Source organism: Streptococcus sp. V869 (genome assembly GCF_054353515.1).
The window spans coordinates 934,939-951,304 of sequence record NZ_JBTHHW010000001.1 but is presented as its reverse complement, the minus strand read 5'-3'; the positions used below and the strand labels follow the sequence as shown (position 1 = coordinate 951,304).

Here is a 16,366-nt window from a genome sequence, read left to right as displayed (position 1 = left end):
AAAGCTAGACTTATACTTAGTTCTAGCTTTTTAGATTCTATAAAATACATTTCAGAATGAAAAATTGACTCTTGTAAAAATATCTGTTAATATAACAAGAGATACGTGTGCTATAAAAATAAGTCAACAAAGCTTTTTGGGAGTGAGTATGAAAAAAATAGGTCATTTGGGAATCTATACATTACTGGTATTCCTATCAATTTATCTACTAGATTTCAGTAGTCTTTATCTGGCTAAGCTATTTGTCTGGGGTATAGATGGCTATTCTATTATTGTAGCAGTAGAGCAATTAGCTCTTTTAGGACTAGTTATCTATTGGCTTAAAAAGAAAAAAAGCTCTATATTTTTGAGAAAAGGGGCTCGAAAAAATCGAGATTCTTTTACCTTATAGTTAGTTTAGTGGCTGCTTATTTTGTCCGTCAGTTCTTAAGTGCTTTTTACGTACAGTTTAGTCGCTTCATTAATAATCACTATATCTTTGAAGATCTTCTTGCGGTCCTATCCTTCAGTGAGCAATCTACTATTTTAACGACTTGCTTCTCTTTTATCTCAGTTGTCATTTTGGGGCCTATATTGGAGGAGATTGTTCATAGAGGCTATTTTATGAATACCTTTTTCCCTAAGTCCAAATACTACTTGGATGTCATCTTATCAGCTCTTATATTTGGGCTCAGTCATTTGGTATTGTCCCATCGCGACCCCATCAGTTTGATGATTTATTGTTTTTACGGTCTTTTCTTTGCTTTAGTCTACCGTTGGACAAAGAATTTAAAAATCACCATCCTGTGCCATAGTTTTATTAACTTTCTCATTCATGCAGATTTCATCTGGTTGTTGCTTTCTAATTTAATCTATAATCGTTTTTTTAGATAGCATTTGAGGAGACAAATAAAAAGTGTTTGATATCTATCAAACACTTTTTATATTTAATTTTCTTCAGTTACAAATTGACTGAGCAGTCCGTTAATAAAACGGGCTGATTTTTGATCTGAAAAGCTTTTTGCAAGTTCAATAGCTTCATTCACAGCTACAAGTTGAGGAGTATCGAAGGAAGTGATTTCGAAAACTCCTAAACGCAATAAATTCTTTTCAACTAAGGTTAAACGTTCAATTGTCCAACCAGACTTTAAATGCTGAGTGATTTGTTTGTCTAGTTCCTCTTTTTGAGCTTGAACACCAGATACAAGATCGATTAGGAAGCTAGGGAGTTTTACCTCGTCGTCTTCTCGATCATGAGTATAAGCGAAGCGACAAGCAGTTTCAATATCAGAACCATATTCAAGACTCATCAGTGCTTGGAAGGCACATTTTCGTAGTTCGCGTCTAGATTCTAATAATGGACTAGTCATTGAGGAAGTCCTCATCAAACAAATCTGTTAATGCTGGTTTTGGTGTTTTATCTGGTGCAATACCAGCAACGTGAATATTCACAGCATTGAGTTCTACATCAGCCATATTACGAACGGCATCTTTTACAGCTTTTTGAATAGCCATTGCAACCTTAGGAACCTTGACACCATACTCAAGATAGAGATAGATATCAGCTATTAGTTCTTCTTCAGATTCTTTTAGATAGACGCCACGACCGAGTGAAAGTTTTGAAAGGGTGTCAGATACTGATTTATTTGAAAAAGAGTGGACACCATCAACTTTAGCTGTAGCGATTGCAATGATTTTTTCAAGTACACGTGGGGCGATAACGATTTCGCCTAATTGTTCTTCAATTCCCATAGAATGACCTCTTTCTAGAGATTAGGCACGAGAAACGTAAGTTCCTTCTGCAGTGTTGATAACGAGTTTTTGTCCTGCTTCGATGAAGTCTGGAACGTTAACGACAAGTCCAGTTTCCATTGTAGCTGGTTTACCAGAACCTGTAACAGTAGCACCTTTAATAGATGGTTGTGTTTCAGCAACTGTCAATTCAACAGTTGTAGGTACTGTTACACCGATGACTTCAGTTCCGTAAAATTGAATTTTAACTTCAGAATTTTCAAGGATGTAAAGCAATTCGTTTTCAACATTTACAACAGGAATTTCGTATTGGTCGTAAGTTTCAGTGTTCATGAAATAAGCTGTATCATCCATTTTGTACAAGTATTGTGCTGGCACAGTTTCGATAATCGCTTGTTCAAATTTTTCCTCTGGGCGGTAGCTAGTTTCAAATGTTGAACCAGTACGGACATCACGCAATTTCATACGCATGATAGTGTTTCCTTTACCTGGTTTGTGGTGGCTAGCTTCCAAAACGCGGATCAATTTTCCGTCAGCTGTTTCAAAGGTCATACCAGCCTTTAATTTACTTGCTTCAATCATGTTTATACCTCTTTTATAAATAGTTTACTCTTTATTGTATCATAATAGCCTAGAATTCTCAAATATCAGAGAAGATGACCTAGTTGACGGGTACAATATCCCCATTTTCATTTCTGGTTACCAAGACATATTTACCATCTACTTCGATGTAGAAGTTTTTATTAGTTGGTTTTTCTTGACTAGTAGTTTCTTCTGCAGGAGTTGTTACTTCTGGATTATTAGTTTCTACTGAGTTAGCGGGTTGTTCAGGGATAACAGTTTCTACTGGGCTAGCAACTTGCTCAGGACTTGCAGTTTGGGCCGGAGTAAATGCTTGGTTTGGATCAGCAGGTTGTACTGGGGGAACAGTTTGATTTGGACTAACAGGTTGAGCTTGTTGGTTTAATTGACCACCAAGTGTTTGTCCTAGGTTCATACCCATAATCATGTTCATACCATTGCCATTACCTTCGTTATTGGCTGCCGCAATGAGAGCTTCGTTACGAGCACGACGTTCTTCAATTTCGATGGTATTGTATTTCATAGCAACGAGTTCACTGTCAAGTTTTCGAACAAGTTCCAAGCTTTCTTGGTCGTAGCTCAAATCCTCAAGAAGGATATTGGTTGCTTCAATACCGTAAAGTCCTGTCCATACCTTGTTGACTTCTTGTTTAGCGATTTCATTGAAGGTATCCTGATTAGCATTTAGGCTATAGATATCAACTCGGTACTCATTAGTGAATTTGGAAATTGCGATAGCAATTTTAGGAGAGATATTTTGTCGAAGAGTTCCTTGAGCAATATCTTGGAGTGTAAATGGTTTATGTTCTTCAATTTGTTGACTGATCGAGCTAACGTAGAAAAGGACTGGATCAGAAATCTTGATATCAAACAAACCATAGAAACGGATGTTGAGCAATTGTTGGTAACGTTCACTGAAGTATTCTACAGCGTTTTGGGTACCAAATTTATTACCCGCAATCGGTTGGATACGGACAAAGATGATTTCTTGTTGAGTTACGACTTGACCAGCGAATGAGAAGCGGTGCTTGAAGTTTTCCCAAGTGCCCTTAATTCCGCCTTTTTCTAGAAGCCAAGCGTTGTCGCCAGAGCGCCATTCATGGCTACCAGCTTCTAAAACATCACCAAGGAAAGTACCGTTATTTACAAGGATAGCAACATACCCTTGTGGCACAATTACGACAGAGCCATCTGTTAAAAGTCCTGTATGTTGATTACTTTGTCTAGAAACTCCGTCAGGGTCTTTTGTAAGAAGAGTTCCCTTAACAGCTAATGCATCTGATGATACGTGGTCTGGAAGCACAACGGCTTCCTTAAATTTACTGTCATTAAGACTATTAATTCCAGCAGATTTGGCAACATCAACAACTCCCTTAATTTGCTCTTTGGCCATACGAATAAATCCCATAATTTCCTCCTAATTATATAATTCGTCTTCATCCACAACGTCATAGGTGTCAAGAACCCATTGGTTTGGACTACGGGTGATATCAGATCCGCAATAGTCACATTTGCTGATTGCTGATATTTTCAGTGGAGCGCCACAGTTTGGACAGCGGTCGCTAACGGCTTCATCTTGAACAGAACTTTCAGTTTGACTGCCATGTTTACGGATGAAGTTCATTTGATAAACTGTAAATAGATCTTTTTGAGGGTCTCCCTCAATAACCTTACGAGTCTTGTCTTCGATGACATAATCTCTCAAGGTAGATGATAAGATAACAACTAAAGTATCGTTTCCATCTGGATTACTATTGAAATCTTTGATTCTAACATTTTCAACACAAACTCGTTCTAAGACATTGGTTGTTTGGGATTGGATATGTTCTTCTAGTTGAGAACTGTGTTGAGAATAGAGACTGGCGCTTTCAAGAGAACGCACCAAGTTCCAATCTTTCTTAGTCCAGGCTGCCTGTAACTGGATGTAGACTTCTTTAACCCATGAAGTGAAAGCAGAGGCATCAAAGTTTGGATCGTAATATCTGAGTCGGTCGATAGCTTGGTTATTATTTTCAACTCTACGATGGCTAATTGGCTCTGGTTCGTAGCTAGTAGTATGTCTTCTATACGGTGTTTCAGATGGAGTGTTCTGATCGTTAAGGTACTTGATGAGCATGAAGAGTAGGAAAGCCCCGACACCAAACATGATAAGAATAGTCATCCCGGTACCTAAAGATCCACCTGAACTTGAGTAACTACCGCCAGAACGATAGCTGCTTCTAGAAGAAGAGCTACCACTTGAACGACTAGAACTACTACTTCGTGAACTACTGCGGCTAGAACTACTACTTCGTGAACTGCTGCGGCTAGAACTACCACTTCGAGAATGTCCAACACCCGCATCGATTGATTGAAGAGGTGTCACAAATAGAAGAAGCAAGAAGGTAGCGATAAGAGTATATAACTTTTTCATATGTCTCCTAACTATGTGAGTACAGAGTGCAAGGCAGCAAGCTAGAATTTTATATCAGCTTGTGACAGTTATATTTAAATTATTCGATTAATCATTTTTCAACTTCGCCAATTCTTGGGCAAGTAGTTTGAGGGCTACTTGTGGGTTGGCTTGTCCTTTAGTTGCTTTCATGAGGAAACCAGTAAAGGCCTTGTCTGCATTCCGTTTGCCTGACTTGAAGTCTGCGACAGCAGCTTCGTTATCGGCAAAGACTTGATGGATGATTGGAATCAAGATATCTGGATCTGAAATTTGAACTAAACCGGCTTTTTCAACGTATTCACGAGCACTGCCACCATTTTTAGCAAGGTGGACAAAGACTTTCTTGGCAATCTTAGATGAAATAGTGCCGTCTTCGATGATAGCGATCATTTCTACCAAGTTTTCTGGAGTTAACTCGATTTCTTCCAGTGTCTTACCTTCAGCGTTCAAGAACTGAGCGACTTCACCTTGGAGCCAGTTAGAGACTTGCTTAGCGTCACCGCCAAGGGCAACAGCTTTCTCAAAGAAGTCAGAAGTGACTTTGTTGGCAGTCAACTGACTAGCATCGTAGTCTGATAGGCCAAGGTCAGATACGTAGCGAGCACGGCGTTCTTTTGGAAACTCTGGCAACTCAGTGCGCATTTCCTCAATCCACTCATCTGAGATTTCAAAGAGTGGTAGGTCTGGTTCTGGGAAGTAGCGGTAGTCTGCAGCACCTTCTTTAACACGCATGAGGATGGTTGCTTTGTTCGCTTCATCGTAACGACGTGTTTCTTGGCGAATTTGACCACCAGAGCGAAGAATTTCAGCCTGACGTTGCACTTCGTATTCAAGACCCTTGCGGACATTTGAGAAGGAGTTGAGGTTTTTCAACTCAGTCTTGGTACCGAATTTCTCTTGACCATAAGGACGAAGGGAGATGTTGGCATCCACACGCATAGAACCTTCTTCCATCTTAACGTCGGAAATACCAGCATATTGGATCACTTCCTTGAGGGCTGTTAGATAAGCGTAAGCTTCTTCAGGAGAACGCATGTCGGCTTCAGATACAATCTCAATCAATGGCACTCCTTGACGGTTGAGGTCGACATAAGAGAAACCATCTGTTCCGTGAGTGTTCTTACCGGCATCTTCTTCCAAGTGGGCACGTTCGATACCGATTTTCTTAGTTGTACCGTCCTCAAGTTCTACTTCAATCCAACCGTTGTAACCGATTGGCTCATCAAATTGAGAAATTTGGTAGGCTTTTGGATTATCAGGGTAGAAATAGTTCTTGCGGTCAAAGTGCATCTTTTTGTGGATATCCATGTTGAGGGCAAGAGCGGCCTTGATACCGGCATCAACAACACCTTTATTGAGAACAGGTAGTACCCCAGGGAAAGACCAGTCAATCACGTTGGTGTTGGCATTTTGGTCATTTCCAAAGTGGGCAGAAGTAGGTGAGAAGATTTTTGAATTGGTGTTGAGCTCTACGTGGACTTCAAGTCCAATGACTGTTTCAAAGTTCATTAGTTATCACCTCCAAAAATCACGGGTTGTTGTTTGTGGTAGTCTGTTGTTGCTTCAAAAGCAGCAGCAGCTTGGTAAATGGTCTCTTCAGAGTATTTTGGACCAATCAATTGCAAACCTACTGGTAGACCTTGAGCAAATCCTGCAGGAATTGAAATCCCTGGGAGACCTGCCAAGTTGACTGGAATGGTCAAGAGGTCCGCCAAGTACATGGCAACTGGATCGTGGTTGAGCGAATCCAAGTCAAAGGCCACACTTGGAGCTGTTGGACCAAGGATGAGGTCATAATCTGCAAATACTTTTTCGAAATCTTGGATAATAAGGGTACGAACTTGACCAGCTTTCTTGTAGTAGGCATCGTAGTAACCTGATGAAAGACTGAAAGTACCAAGCATGATCCGACGTTTTACTTCGTCACCGAATCCTTGGCTACGAGTGTTAACGTAAATCTCATCCAAGTTCTTAGCATCTTCAGCACGGAAACCATAGCGGATACCATCAAAACGTTGCAAGTTTGATGAAGCTTCAGATGAAGCGATGATGTAGTATACAGCAACCCCATATTTTGAGTGTGGAAGGCTAACTTCTTCCACGATAGCACCTAGTTTTTCAAAGTGTTTGGCTGCGTTAAGGATGGTTTCTTTAACTTCTGGATCAATACCTTCACCAAGGTATTCCTTAGGAAGGGCAATCTTCATACCCTTGATGTCTTGACCAATCTTAGAAGTAAAGTCTGCTATACGAACGGGTGCAGAAGTAGAGTCTTTGGCATCTTCGCTAGCAATGGCATTGAGCAATAGGGCGTTTTCCTTAACGGTTGGAGCAAAAGGACCAATCTGGTCTAGTGAGCTACCAAAGGCAATCAGACCAAAACGTGAAACTGTTCCGTAGGTTGGTTTGAGACCAACGATCCCGTTAAAAGCAGCCGGTTGGCGGATAGAACCACCAGTATCAGACCCAAGTGACAAGCGGACTTGTCCTGAAGCTACAGAAGCAGCAGAACCGCTAGATGAACCACCGGGAACCTTGCTGTGGTCCCAAGCATTTTTAGTTGCACCGTAGTATGATGTTTCACCAGAACCACCCATGGCAAACTCGTCCATATTAGTTTTTCCGACAACAATCATGCCCTTAGATTTTGCATTGGCAACTGCTGTTGCATCAAAGATTGGCTCGTAGTTATAAAGCATTTTTGACGCTGCAGTTGTCAGAATGCCGTCTGTAGAGATATTATCCTTAACAGCTAGTGGAATTCCTGAAAGGACATTGTCAGCATCGATTCCAGCCTCGTCAATAACTTTAGCTTGAGCAAGGGCTTGGTCTTCAGCAATCGTAACGAAGGCATTGATTGCCTTTTCACGCGCCTTGATATCTTCAAGAGTCGCTTGGGTTAGTTCCGTTGCAGAAATTTCCTTAGAGACAAGGAGGTTGTGCAACTCTTCAATCGTTTTATTGTTAAAAGTCATTAGGCATCTCCTCCGTCATCTAGGATAGCTGGTACCTTGATATAGTAGTTTTCTTTTTCAGGTACGTTCTTAAACAGGCGGTCACGGTCAGTTCCTTTTTCAGCAACATCCGGTCGCAATACTGTCTTACGATCAGCCATGGTAGTCGTTGGTTCAACACCAGTTGTATCAATTTCACTGAGCAACTCAACCATATCAACAATTTTAGACAAGGTTGTCGCAAACTCAGCTGTTTCATTTTCAGTGAATTTTAATTTAGAAAGATTGGCAACGTGAGTCACCTCTTCTTGCGTAATTTTCATCTTTTATCCTTTCGTGAAATGATGATTCTTTATCTGTTCTATTTTACCATATTTTCCTATAAATAAGACAAGACAAACTGAAAAGAAATAGAAATTGAAAAATACTTTTTAATTCGATATAATGGTTGAAACTAGAAGAAAGAACAACAGTCGTATTTAGTTGGTATATCATTAACCCAACTAGAAGACGTTAAGGATGGCACATGAAGCTTTGGGAGTTACTTTTTACCAGTAAAAAGACAGTCCCTCCTCATTTGGGAGCATTTTACTTTTTATTACCTACTTCTTTGGTAATCATAGCTTTTTTATCGATTCGCTATGCAAGCTCTAAACGTTACCGAGAATTTTGGTATTGGGGACAATTGATTCAGTTACTGATTATCAACGCTTGGTATATTGCTACACGTCTGCCCCTATCTGAGGCTCTCCCTTTTTACCATAGTCGCATGGCTATGTGGATGATTCTTTTTGCCCCTAATAAGACCTTCTTCAAGCAATATTTTGCCTTGTTGGGAGTCTTTGGTTCGATCATGGCCTTGGTTTATCCAGTCTTTTATCCTTTTCCTTTTCCTCATGTTTCGTCTGTGAACAATGTTTTCGGACATTGGGCCCTCTTGGCTAACTGCTTGATTTATCTTGTTAGATATTATAAAGTTGAAAAAGGGGATACTTGGAAAATATGCCAGATGACTTTTGGGATCAATGCCATTATCTTTCTAGCCAACCTCTTGACAGGAGGAAATTATGGCTTTATGAGTAAACCCCCTGTGATTGGGGATCATGGCGCTTTGGTTAACTATCTCATAGTGACCAGTATGATGACAGGAGTTGTCATCCTCATCAATCAACTTGTTAAATACAAACATAAGAAAAGTTAATGTACAACTGAATTCGTTGCCTTAAGGAGATTTTATGCATCATTTTATCACAAGAACCCAAACCACACCGCCTCCCATTTCCATTTTTTGGTATGGAGTCATGATAGGCCTTCTTGCTTTGTCTATTTATGCTTCTCTTACTTACTACAAAAATCCAAAATTTGTTCGATTGTTTAAGTGGATTCAAATAGCGCAACTGCTAGCTCTTTATACTTGGTATATTGGTTTTAGCATTCCATTTTCAAATAGTCTGCCTCTTTACCATTGTCGTTTAGCTATGTTCGCGGTTGTCTTCCTGCCAGACAGATGGAAAACCAAGCAGTATTTTGCCCTTATGGGAGCTAGTGGAGCAGTTTTTGCCTTGGGCTATCCTGTTTTTGACCCATATGACTTCCCGCATATTACCAGTTTCTCTTTTCTCATTGGTCATTATGCTCTCTTGGTTAATTCCCTGGTCTATCTCATGAATCACTACGATAAGACCTTGCTGAAAAAGTATCGAATCATCGCTTACACTTTTGTTCTTAATCTTTTTCTAGTTGGAGTCAATCAAGCGACAGGTGGAAACTATGGGCTTTTGAATACTACACCTTTTATTCCAGATGCTCCTATTTGGATCAAGTATCTTCTGGTTTCAATCATTCTTTCTTCGGCCTTGGTGCTCTTTGATATCTTGTTTAAGAAACGCTGGCAAAAGAAAATGGCACTAGAATCAACTCTTTCGTAAAACCAATGTAAGTTTAAAAAATACAGATTCGATTGTAAAGCATAAATTGAGACATCCATTATTTAAAAGCAAGTCTAGTATATAGGCCTGCTTTTTCTGATATCAGCAATTGAAAAACTCCCTAAAATCCGATATAATGGAGTGTTGAAAGGAATTTAAGAGTCCAATGTAACAAAGAGTGATTATATATTGAAATCTTTGAAAATAAAAAGAAAAAGAAAGAGAAGTTATGAGTATTCAAGAAGAAATTAAAAAACGCCGTACCTTTGCCATTATCTCCCACCCAGACGCGGGGAAAACGACGATTACAGAGCAGTTGCTCTACTTTGGGGGAGAAATTCGAGAAGCTGGTACCGTAAAAGGGAAGAAAACAGGAAATTTTGCTAAGTCCGACTGGATGGATATCGAGAAACAACGTGGGATTTCGGTAACCTCATCTGTCATGCAGTTTGACTACGATAGCAAGCGAGTAAATATCCTAGATACCCCAGGGCACGAGGACTTTTCAGAAGATACTTATCGGACCTTGATGGCGGTAGATGCTGCCGTTATGGTTGTTGACTCTGCCAAGGGTATTGAAGCCCAGACCAAGAAATTGTTTGAGGTTGTCAAACACCGTGGTATTCCAGTCTTCACTTTTATGAACAAGCTGGACCGTGACGGTCGCGAGCCACTGGATCTCTTGCAAGAATTGGAAGAAGTATTGGGCATTGCCAGTTACCCAATGAACTGGCCGATTGGGATGGGGAAAGCCTTTGAGGGCCTTTACGACCTCTATAATCAACGCTTGGAACTCTACAAAGGGGATGAACGCTTTGCCAGTCTAGAAGATGGAGACAAACTCTTTGCCAACAACCCATTCTACGAACAAGTGAAAGACGACATCGAACTCTTGCAAGAAGCTGGAAATGAATTTTCAGAAGAAGCTATTTTAGCTGGTGGATTAACTCCAGTATTCTTCGGTTCAGCTCTTACTAACTTTGGGGTACAGACTTTCCTTGAGACTTTCCTCGAATTTGCTCCGGAGCCACATGGCCACAAGAAGACAGACGGTGAACTTGTCGATCCTTATGATAAGGATTTCTCAGGCTTTGTCTTTAAAATCCAAGCCAACATGGATCCTCGTCACCGTGACCGCATCGCCTTTGTCCGTATCGTCTCTGGTGAATTCGAGCGTGGTATGAGTGTTAACCTCCCTCGTACTGGTAAAAGTGCTAAGTTGTCTAATGTCACTCAGTTTATGGCTGAAAGTCGAGAGAATGTAACTAATGCCGTAGCAGGAGATATCATCGGGGTTTACGATACTGGTACTTATCAGGTGGGAGATACTTTGACAGTTGGCAAAAACAAATTCGAATTTGAACCACTGCCAACCTTTACCCCTGAAATCTTCATGAAGGTATCTGCTAAGAACGTCATGAAGCAAAAATCCTTCCACAAGGGAATCGAGCAATTAGTACAAGAAGGAGCTATTCAGCTCTATACCAACTACCAAACAGGTGAATACATGCTAGGTGCCGTTGGTCAATTGCAGTTTGAAGTCTTCAAACACCGGATGGAAAATGAGTACAATGCAGAAGTGGTTATGAGTCCAATGGGTAAAAAGACCGTTCGCTGGATCAAACCAGAAGACTTAGATGAGCGCATGTCTTCAAGTCGAAATATCTTGGCGAAGGATCGCTTTGACCAGCCTGTCTTCCTCTTTGAAAACGACTTTGCCCTCCGCTGGTTTGCGGACAAGTATCCAGATGTGGATTTGGAAGAAAAAATGTGATTCAGTATCAACAATTGGAACTAAAGTTCCTAATTGTTGGACGCTAGCCGCTATTTTGCGGTTTAGCTAACTGCCTTACTAACTCGTCGGCGAAAAATAATCGTTTTCGCCTCTTCGTGTCGTAACATTTAGGAGTGGTCTAGCTGACTACCTCATCAAATCCGTGTCGAAACCTCTCACACTTAATTCGTATTTCGGTTTTAAATAGACAAAAAAAACTAGAAATTAAATAGATTTCTAGTCTTTTTATTAGCAGTGGAACTTCCATTTATTGAAAAGCATCTATACCAACAACCTTGATAAGAATTGTCAGAAGGATAAGCATGAGAATGCTCATTCCATTAATTACTAAATGTAGGAAAATAGACATTTCTAGACGTTTGGTGCGATATGCAGTCCAAGTTAGGACGGCGGACATCCAACCATAGATTAAGAAAGAAGGTGGGTTTGTTGGGATATGGGCCATTGTAAAGAGGAGCCAACCAAAAACGTAACCAATTTTTTCATATCCTTCAAAGAGTTTAGTAGGTATAATACCACGGCAGATAATTTCCTCGCAAACAGGAGCTACCAAGACAACTACGAAAAAGCTTGAAATGATGGAAGTTTCTGACATGAGGCTATTAATAGTTTCTTGATTTGAAGTAGTTGTTTGATTCAGAAGTCTTAGCAAAATTCCACCAACCATATTTACAGCGATAATGGCTGCATAGCTGAGTGCGATTCGAGGGGCATCATTAATGCTAAAGAGTTTCGATTTTAGATTTAAGAGTTTGCTTTTGTGAGCACCATATAAAAAGAGTGTAACAACAGTAGTAGAGACAATTCCTACTATTAAAGATGCCCAAATAGATTCTAGTTGAGTTCTTTGTAGCAATACCCAAGTCAAAATAGGAACTTGAGATAGGAACATTGCTACAAAAAAGATTCCTAACCAAAGCAGTCTTTTACGATAATCTTTAAAAAAATTCATTCATATATCTCCTAAAAAATTTATTTCATTATAGCATACTTTGGATAGGAATTCTATAAACTACCAAAACATGAGTGTAGAGACAATTAGTAAGATATTTCGTATTAAATGACTGTAGAAGGATAAATCGTGTCTTAATTTTTGGGGGAATAAAAAGCTGAGGAAGCTAACTCCTAATAGGATATAAAAGCTGACAGAAAGGATAGTTATAGGATTATGCAGAAAAAATAAACTAAAGATCATTAGGCTAATTAGTTTTCTTGTCTTATTATGAGTTGGTAAGTTCTTCCATTTCTTGAGCGGTAAAAAAGTTGCAATATCTACTCCAAGTAAGAAAAAGAAAGAGATAAGCATCAAATCCACAACTTCTTTTTGAAGCAGAGTGCCACTGCTAGGATTATCAAATAGGATAAGGCTGACTCCCGCTACATTAATGACAATCATAGTGCTATATAATAAAAAGAAAGCACGGCTGCGATTTCGTAGCTGACTATTGACAGGATCATGGCCCGAAAGATAGTGGATAAAAGTACACATAGCAGCTAATGCCAGTAAGAATAGCAACAAGTAAAAGTATGATTGTTTTAGAGTTAGAGAAATTCCAGACCAAAATACACAGCTGCAGAGTCCAAGATATGCTACGGATCCCAATAAGAGAAGCTGGATTGATTTTCTAATTTTTTCCATAAATAAACCCCTACGTTTTTTAAACATTATAACGAAATGGATTCACAAAATATCAACTTTTTCCCAAGTGTTAGTTTTTGACTCTCAACTGTTTTTTTTAATCAGACCCAGCAAAAAACACATCCCTTGATTTTTGAAGGATGTGCTATTTGATCATAAAATTCTAACGTTTAGACCAGGTTCGCTTCATAAAGAGTAATATGATAGGATAAATTTCAAGACGTCCTGCAATCATTGCAAAGGATAGGAGGAGTTTTGAAAATGGACTAAATATTGAGAAACTTGAAGTCGTTCCTAAAATTGGACCGATATTGTTAAAACAACTGAAAACAGCACTCGTAACAACCATTAAATTGTTAGTATCTAAACTGACGATGAAGATCAGACTGAGTAGAATCATGATGTAAACTACAAAATACTTCAAAATCTTGTGTTGGGTATCCTTGTCGATGACCGTTTTATTAACATGAAGAGTTAAGACACGGTGAGGGGATATAGTAGACAAGAATTGGTTTTTTGCAATTTTAGCGAGGATGACTCCACGGATAACCTTGAGACCCCCAGCAGTAGATCCAGCAGAACCACCAATTGCCATTAACATTAGTAAGATGTATTGAGAAAACAAAGGCCAGTTCGTGATGTCTCCATAACCAAAACCAGTAGTGGTAATGATATTAGAAACTTGGAAGAAGGCCATCTCAAAACTTTGTGAAACGCCACTATAAAGGTGCAGTGTGTTGAGTGTGATTAAGCCGGTAGATATAGCAACAATCAAGAGATAAGCTCGAAGTTCCTCATCGAAAAAGAATTCCTTAAATCGACGAAGCATGAGATAGTAGTAGAGGTTGAAATTGACACCGAATATCAAAACCCCAATACTTGTCAAATAAGTGATGAGAGAACTATGATAGTGGGCAATACCATCGTTATAAACAGTGAATCCCCCAGTTCCAGCTGTTCCCATAGCGATAACAAAACTATCGTAGAGAGGCATCCCTGCAATGTAATAAATAACTACAAAAAGGGCGAACATAGCTAAGTAGAGGATGTAGAGGATTTGGGCTGTATTTTTTAGTTTAGACACAACCTTACCAAATACTGGTCCTGGGACCTCAGCCTTCATAACCTCTAAGTGACTGTTTTTAGCATTGTCCATGATAGCGAGGGCGAAAACCAGCACCCCCATTCCTCCAATGAGGTGGGTAAAACTCCGCCAAAATAGAAGTGAACGGCTTAAGACCGATACGTCATTTAGGATGGTTGCACCCGTTGTTGTGAAACCAGAACTAACTTCGAAGAAGGCATCTATCATATTGGGGATTTGTCCTGAAAAGACAAAGGGAAGGGCGCCAAAGAAAGACCAGAGAATCCAACATAGAGCAACGATCAAGACCCCTTCTTTTGCATAAATTCGTTGTTTTTTTGGCTTTTTAATGATGCCTAGAAGACCCAGGACGACAAGAATACCAATGGTAGAGAAAAGTGCTGTAAACACTTGGCTAGATTCTCGATAGTAAAGAGCGATACTGACTGGTACCAAGAGAAGGGCAGCCTCGATTAAGAGTAGCTTTGCAAGAAGAAAGCGTACCATACTTCTATTCATAGCTTACCTCTCTATCAAATCATAAATCTTGGTGATGTTTGATAGCAAAGTGATGACCACTAGCTTATCACCGACTTGGAGCGTATCTTCTCCAGTTGGGAAGATTGTTTTTCCGTTCCGGATAATGGCGGCAATCAAGACATCTTTTTTGAGCTTCAGTTTAGACAAGGGTTTGCCTGTCATCTTGTTTGCTTCCTTAATTAAGAACTGAAGGGTTTCTATCTGGCCATTTGCAAGGTGGTGCATAGCTTGAAGGTCAGAATATTGTGCATTTACACGACCATGGATAAAGTGCATGATAGTGTCAACAGCGATTGTCTTAGGCGTGATGATGCTTGAGAAATCCGTCGCGTGGATAATTTCCAAGAGACTAGTACGGTTAACTTTGGTAATGTTTTTTTGAACGCCAATACTATCCAAGAACATAGATGTAATGATGTTTTCCTCGTCGACTCCAGTCAGAGTGGCAACAGCATCGTAGTTCTGAGCACTTTCTTCTAAGAGCGTGTCTTTAGTTGTTCCATCCCCTTGAACGATATAAAGTTTAGGGAATTTTTCACTAAAGAAGGCAGCTCTTTCTTGGTTGACCTCGATTACTTTTGTGTCGATTCGACTGTCTTTTAAAATACCTAGTAGGTAGTATGCAATCTTACCAGCCCCAATGATAAGCAAGCTCTTAACAACTCTGGACTTGAGATAATTGTGGAAGAGCATCATATCGACACGATGTCCTGTTACAAAGATGCGGTCTTTATCTTCTAAAACAACATCTCCGCTAGGAATCATCAGTTTATGATCACGTTCGATGGCACAGACGATAACATTATCGAACTTTTTACGAAAATCAGCAATGGACATCTGACAAATATTGCTATCTTCTCGAACGACGAATTCCATCAGGCTAACCAAGCCACCCACGAAACGTTCAACGGATAGAGCGTTCGGGAAGTCAATGATATTTGCAATGGCACGAGCAGCTAGGAGTTCTGGATTGACAATGAGTGAAAATCCGAGAATATTTTTTTCTTTAAAGTAAGGATTAGAATATTCAGGATTACGAACACGAACGATGGTTTCTTTGGCTCCCATTTTTTTAGCGAGAACGGCTGAAACCATGTTAACTTCATCATACTGTGTCATGGCGATGAAAATATCGCAGTCTTGAACATTGGCTGCCTCTAACATAGCAAAGTCAGCACCGTTTCCTGCGATACCGATAATATCAAAGCGACTTGTCATGTAATTTAAAACAGTTTCGTTCTGTTCAATCAAGACAACGTCATGGTTGTCAGCAACAAGCGAACGACAAAGGGCAGAACCGACTTTTCCCCCTCCGACAAGAATAATTTTCATAGTTAAATAACCTACTTTTTCATTATGTCTCTATCATACCTTTTTTTTGTAAAAATTGCACTAAACAACCGATTGATTTCCTCTTATGAGGAATCGGATTAACATCCAAAGTTAAATAAATATTCTATTAAGGAAGAGTACATATTGACCAAATTTTTAACACAAGCTAAATCCATGATAAAAGTGGCTCAGTGGAGCTTGTAGAACTTTTGTAAATATGTTTGCAAAAAAATGAAAAAATCAAGACATTTCTATTGACAATCAGGCTGAAAGTGATATACTATAAAAGTAGTTTCGCTGATTTACTTCAAACCTGTTGTGAGGTAAGTTAACGATACCTTAACCAC

The 16,366-nt window shown here is 39.6% G+C and carries 15 protein-coding genes and 1 pseudogene; 4 read left to right on the top strand and 12 right to left on the bottom strand.

The window, feature by feature from the left end; translation table 11 throughout:
* Positions 1 to 148 precede the first annotated feature (148 nt).
* Positions 149 to 873 (top strand): annotated as a pseudogene (locus ACXYSN_RS04640) (lysostaphin resistance A-like protein).
* Positions 874 to 926: 53 nt separating this feature from the next.
* Here the strand turns inward: ACXYSN_RS04640 and nusB are convergent.
* The 8 genes from nusB to gatC form a co-directional block, all read right to left on the bottom strand.
* Positions 927 to 1,349 (bottom strand): transcription antitermination factor NusB, encoded by a 423-nt coding sequence (gene nusB, locus ACXYSN_RS04635; RefSeq protein ID WP_004251901.1) that lies wholly within the window; start codon positions 1,347 to 1,349, stop codon positions 927 to 929.
* The gene (locus ACXYSN_RS04630) at positions 1,342 to 1,731 is read right to left on the bottom strand and encodes an Asp23/Gls24 family envelope stress response protein (RefSeq protein ID WP_036756919.1); all 390 of its coding nucleotides are present in this window, start codon (positions 1,729 to 1,731) and stop codon (positions 1,342 to 1,344) included. Before ACXYSN_RS04630 ends, nusB begins: the two co-directional genes overlap by 8 nt.
* A gap of 21 nt (positions 1,732 to 1,752) precedes the next feature.
* Complete coding sequence (gene efp / locus ACXYSN_RS04625; protein WP_004251910.1) at positions 1,753 to 2,313, bottom strand: elongation factor P; 561 nt, start codon at positions 2,311 to 2,313, stop codon at positions 1,753 to 1,755.
* Between the two features lie 79 nt (positions 2,314 to 2,392).
* The gene (locus tag ACXYSN_RS04620) at positions 2,393 to 3,721 is read right to left on the bottom strand and encodes an SPFH domain-containing protein (protein WP_458636316.1); all 1,329 of its coding nucleotides are present in this window, start codon (positions 3,719 to 3,721) and stop codon (positions 2,393 to 2,395) included.
* Positions 3,722 to 3,730: 9 nt separating this feature from the next.
* Positions 3,731 to 4,726, bottom strand: coding sequence for a zinc-ribbon domain-containing transport protein (locus tag ACXYSN_RS04615; RefSeq protein WP_006150150.1), 996 nt, complete (start codon positions 4,724 to 4,726; stop codon positions 3,731 to 3,733).
* Between the two features lie 87 nt (positions 4,727 to 4,813).
* Positions 4,814 to 6,256, bottom strand: coding sequence for an Asp-tRNA(Asn)/Glu-tRNA(Gln) amidotransferase subunit GatB (gene gatB, locus ACXYSN_RS04610; protein WP_458636315.1), 1,443 nt, complete (start codon positions 6,254 to 6,256; stop codon positions 4,814 to 4,816).
* Positions 6,256 to 7,722: an Asp-tRNA(Asn)/Glu-tRNA(Gln) amidotransferase subunit GatA gene (gene gatA / locus ACXYSN_RS04605; protein WP_458636314.1), complete on the bottom strand. Its 1,467-nt coding sequence runs from the start codon at positions 7,720 to 7,722 to the stop codon at positions 6,256 to 6,258. The genes gatB and gatA overlap by 1 nt, the downstream gene beginning before the upstream one ends.
* Positions 7,722 to 8,024, bottom strand: coding sequence for an Asp-tRNA(Asn)/Glu-tRNA(Gln) amidotransferase subunit GatC (gatC, locus tag ACXYSN_RS04600; protein ID WP_458636313.1), 303 nt, complete (start codon positions 8,022 to 8,024; stop codon positions 7,722 to 7,724). Before gatC ends, gatA begins: the two co-directional genes overlap by 1 nt.
* A gap of 203 nt (positions 8,025 to 8,227) precedes the next feature.
* Here gatC and ACXYSN_RS04595 point away from each other — a divergent pair, with 203 nt between their 5' ends.
* The 3 genes from ACXYSN_RS04595 to ACXYSN_RS04585 all read left to right on the top strand — a co-directional run bounded on the left by ACXYSN_RS04595 (position 8,228) and on the right by ACXYSN_RS04585 (position 11,403).
* Positions 8,228 to 8,902 carry a YwaF family protein gene (locus tag ACXYSN_RS04595; RefSeq protein ID WP_458636312.1) on the top strand — a complete coding sequence of 225 codons (675 nt, stop codon included), beginning with the start codon at positions 8,228 to 8,230 and terminating at the stop codon, positions 8,900 to 8,902.
* 34 nt (positions 8,903 to 8,936) lie between these two features.
* A complete protein-coding gene (locus ACXYSN_RS04590) occupies positions 8,937 to 9,629 on the top strand; it encodes a YwaF family protein (protein WP_458636311.1) in 693 nt (230 codons plus the stop codon).
* A gap of 229 nt (positions 9,630 to 9,858) precedes the next feature.
* Positions 9,859 to 11,403 carry a peptide chain release factor 3 gene (locus ACXYSN_RS04585; RefSeq protein ID WP_458636310.1) on the top strand — a complete coding sequence of 515 codons (1,545 nt, stop codon included), beginning with the start codon at positions 9,859 to 9,861 and terminating at the stop codon, positions 11,401 to 11,403.
* 268 nt (positions 11,404 to 11,671) lie between these two features.
* Here ACXYSN_RS04585 and ACXYSN_RS04580 read toward each other — a convergent pair whose 3' ends face one another.
* The 4 genes from ACXYSN_RS04580 to trkA form a co-directional block, all read right to left on the bottom strand.
* Positions 11,672 to 12,376: a lysostaphin resistance A-like protein gene (locus ACXYSN_RS04580; protein ID WP_458636309.1), complete on the bottom strand. Its 705-nt coding sequence runs from the start codon at positions 12,374 to 12,376 to the stop codon at positions 11,672 to 11,674.
* A gap of 60 nt (positions 12,377 to 12,436) precedes the next feature.
* Positions 12,437 to 13,063: a hypothetical protein gene (locus ACXYSN_RS04575; RefSeq protein ID WP_458636308.1), complete on the bottom strand. Its 627-nt coding sequence runs from the start codon at positions 13,061 to 13,063 to the stop codon at positions 12,437 to 12,439.
* 163 nt (positions 13,064 to 13,226) lie between these two features.
* Positions 13,227 to 14,666 carry a TrkH family potassium uptake protein gene (locus ACXYSN_RS04570; RefSeq protein WP_458636307.1) on the bottom strand — a complete coding sequence of 480 codons (1,440 nt, stop codon included), beginning with the start codon at positions 14,664 to 14,666 and terminating at the stop codon, positions 13,227 to 13,229.
* Between the two features lie 3 nt (positions 14,667 to 14,669).
* On the bottom strand, positions 14,670 to 16,019 hold the full coding sequence (gene trkA / locus ACXYSN_RS04565; RefSeq protein WP_458636306.1) for a Trk system potassium transporter TrkA: 1,350 nt from the start codon (positions 16,017 to 16,019) through the stop codon (positions 14,670 to 14,672).
* Between the last annotated feature and the right edge of the window lie 347 nt (positions 16,020 to 16,366).

Bases quoted from the DNA above. Each gene is read 5' to 3' on its own strand.
- nusB (WP_004251901.1), bottom strand. From the start codon at position 1,349: ATGACTAGTCCATTATTAGAATCTAGACGCGAACTACGAAAATGTGCC.
- ACXYSN_RS04630 (WP_036756919.1), bottom strand. From the start codon at position 1,731: ATGGGAATTGAAGAACAATTAGGCGAAATCGTTATCGCCCCACGTGTA.
- efp (WP_004251910.1), bottom strand. From the start codon at position 2,313: ATGATTGAAGCAAGTAAATTAAAGGCTGGTATGACCTTTGAAACAGCT.
- ACXYSN_RS04620 (WP_458636316.1), bottom strand. From the start codon at position 3,721: ATGGGATTTATTCGTATGGCCAAAGAGCAAATTAAGGGAGTTGTTGAT.
- ACXYSN_RS04615 (WP_006150150.1), bottom strand. From the start codon at position 4,726: ATGAAAAAGTTATATACTCTTATCGCTACCTTCTTGCTTCTTCTATTT.
- gatB (WP_458636315.1), bottom strand. From the start codon at position 6,256: ATGAACTTTGAAACAGTCATTGGACTTGAAGTCCACGTAGAGCTCAAC.
- gatA (WP_458636314.1), bottom strand. From the start codon at position 7,722: ATGACTTTTAACAATAAAACGATTGAAGAGTTGCACAACCTCCTTGTC.
- gatC (WP_458636313.1), bottom strand. From the start codon at position 8,024: ATGAAAATTACGCAAGAAGAGGTGACTCACGTTGCCAATCTTTCTAAA.
- ACXYSN_RS04595 (WP_458636312.1), top strand. From the start codon at position 8,228: ATGAAGCTTTGGGAGTTACTTTTTACCAGTAAAAAGACAGTCCCTCCT.
- ACXYSN_RS04590 (WP_458636311.1), top strand. From the start codon at position 8,937: ATGCATCATTTTATCACAAGAACCCAAACCACACCGCCTCCCATTTCC.
- ACXYSN_RS04585 (WP_458636310.1), top strand. From the start codon at position 9,859: ATGAGTATTCAAGAAGAAATTAAAAAACGCCGTACCTTTGCCATTATC.
- ACXYSN_RS04580 (WP_458636309.1), bottom strand. From the start codon at position 12,376: ATGAATTTTTTTAAAGATTATCGTAAAAGACTGCTTTGGTTAGGAATC.
- ACXYSN_RS04575 (WP_458636308.1), bottom strand. From the start codon at position 13,063: ATGGAAAAAATTAGAAAATCAATCCAGCTTCTCTTATTGGGATCCGTA.
- ACXYSN_RS04570 (WP_458636307.1), bottom strand. From the start codon at position 14,666: ATGAATAGAAGTATGGTACGCTTTCTTCTTGCAAAGCTACTCTTAATC.
- trkA (WP_458636306.1), bottom strand. From the start codon at position 16,019: ATGAAAATTATTCTTGTCGGAGGGGGAAAAGTCGGTTCTGCCCTTTGT.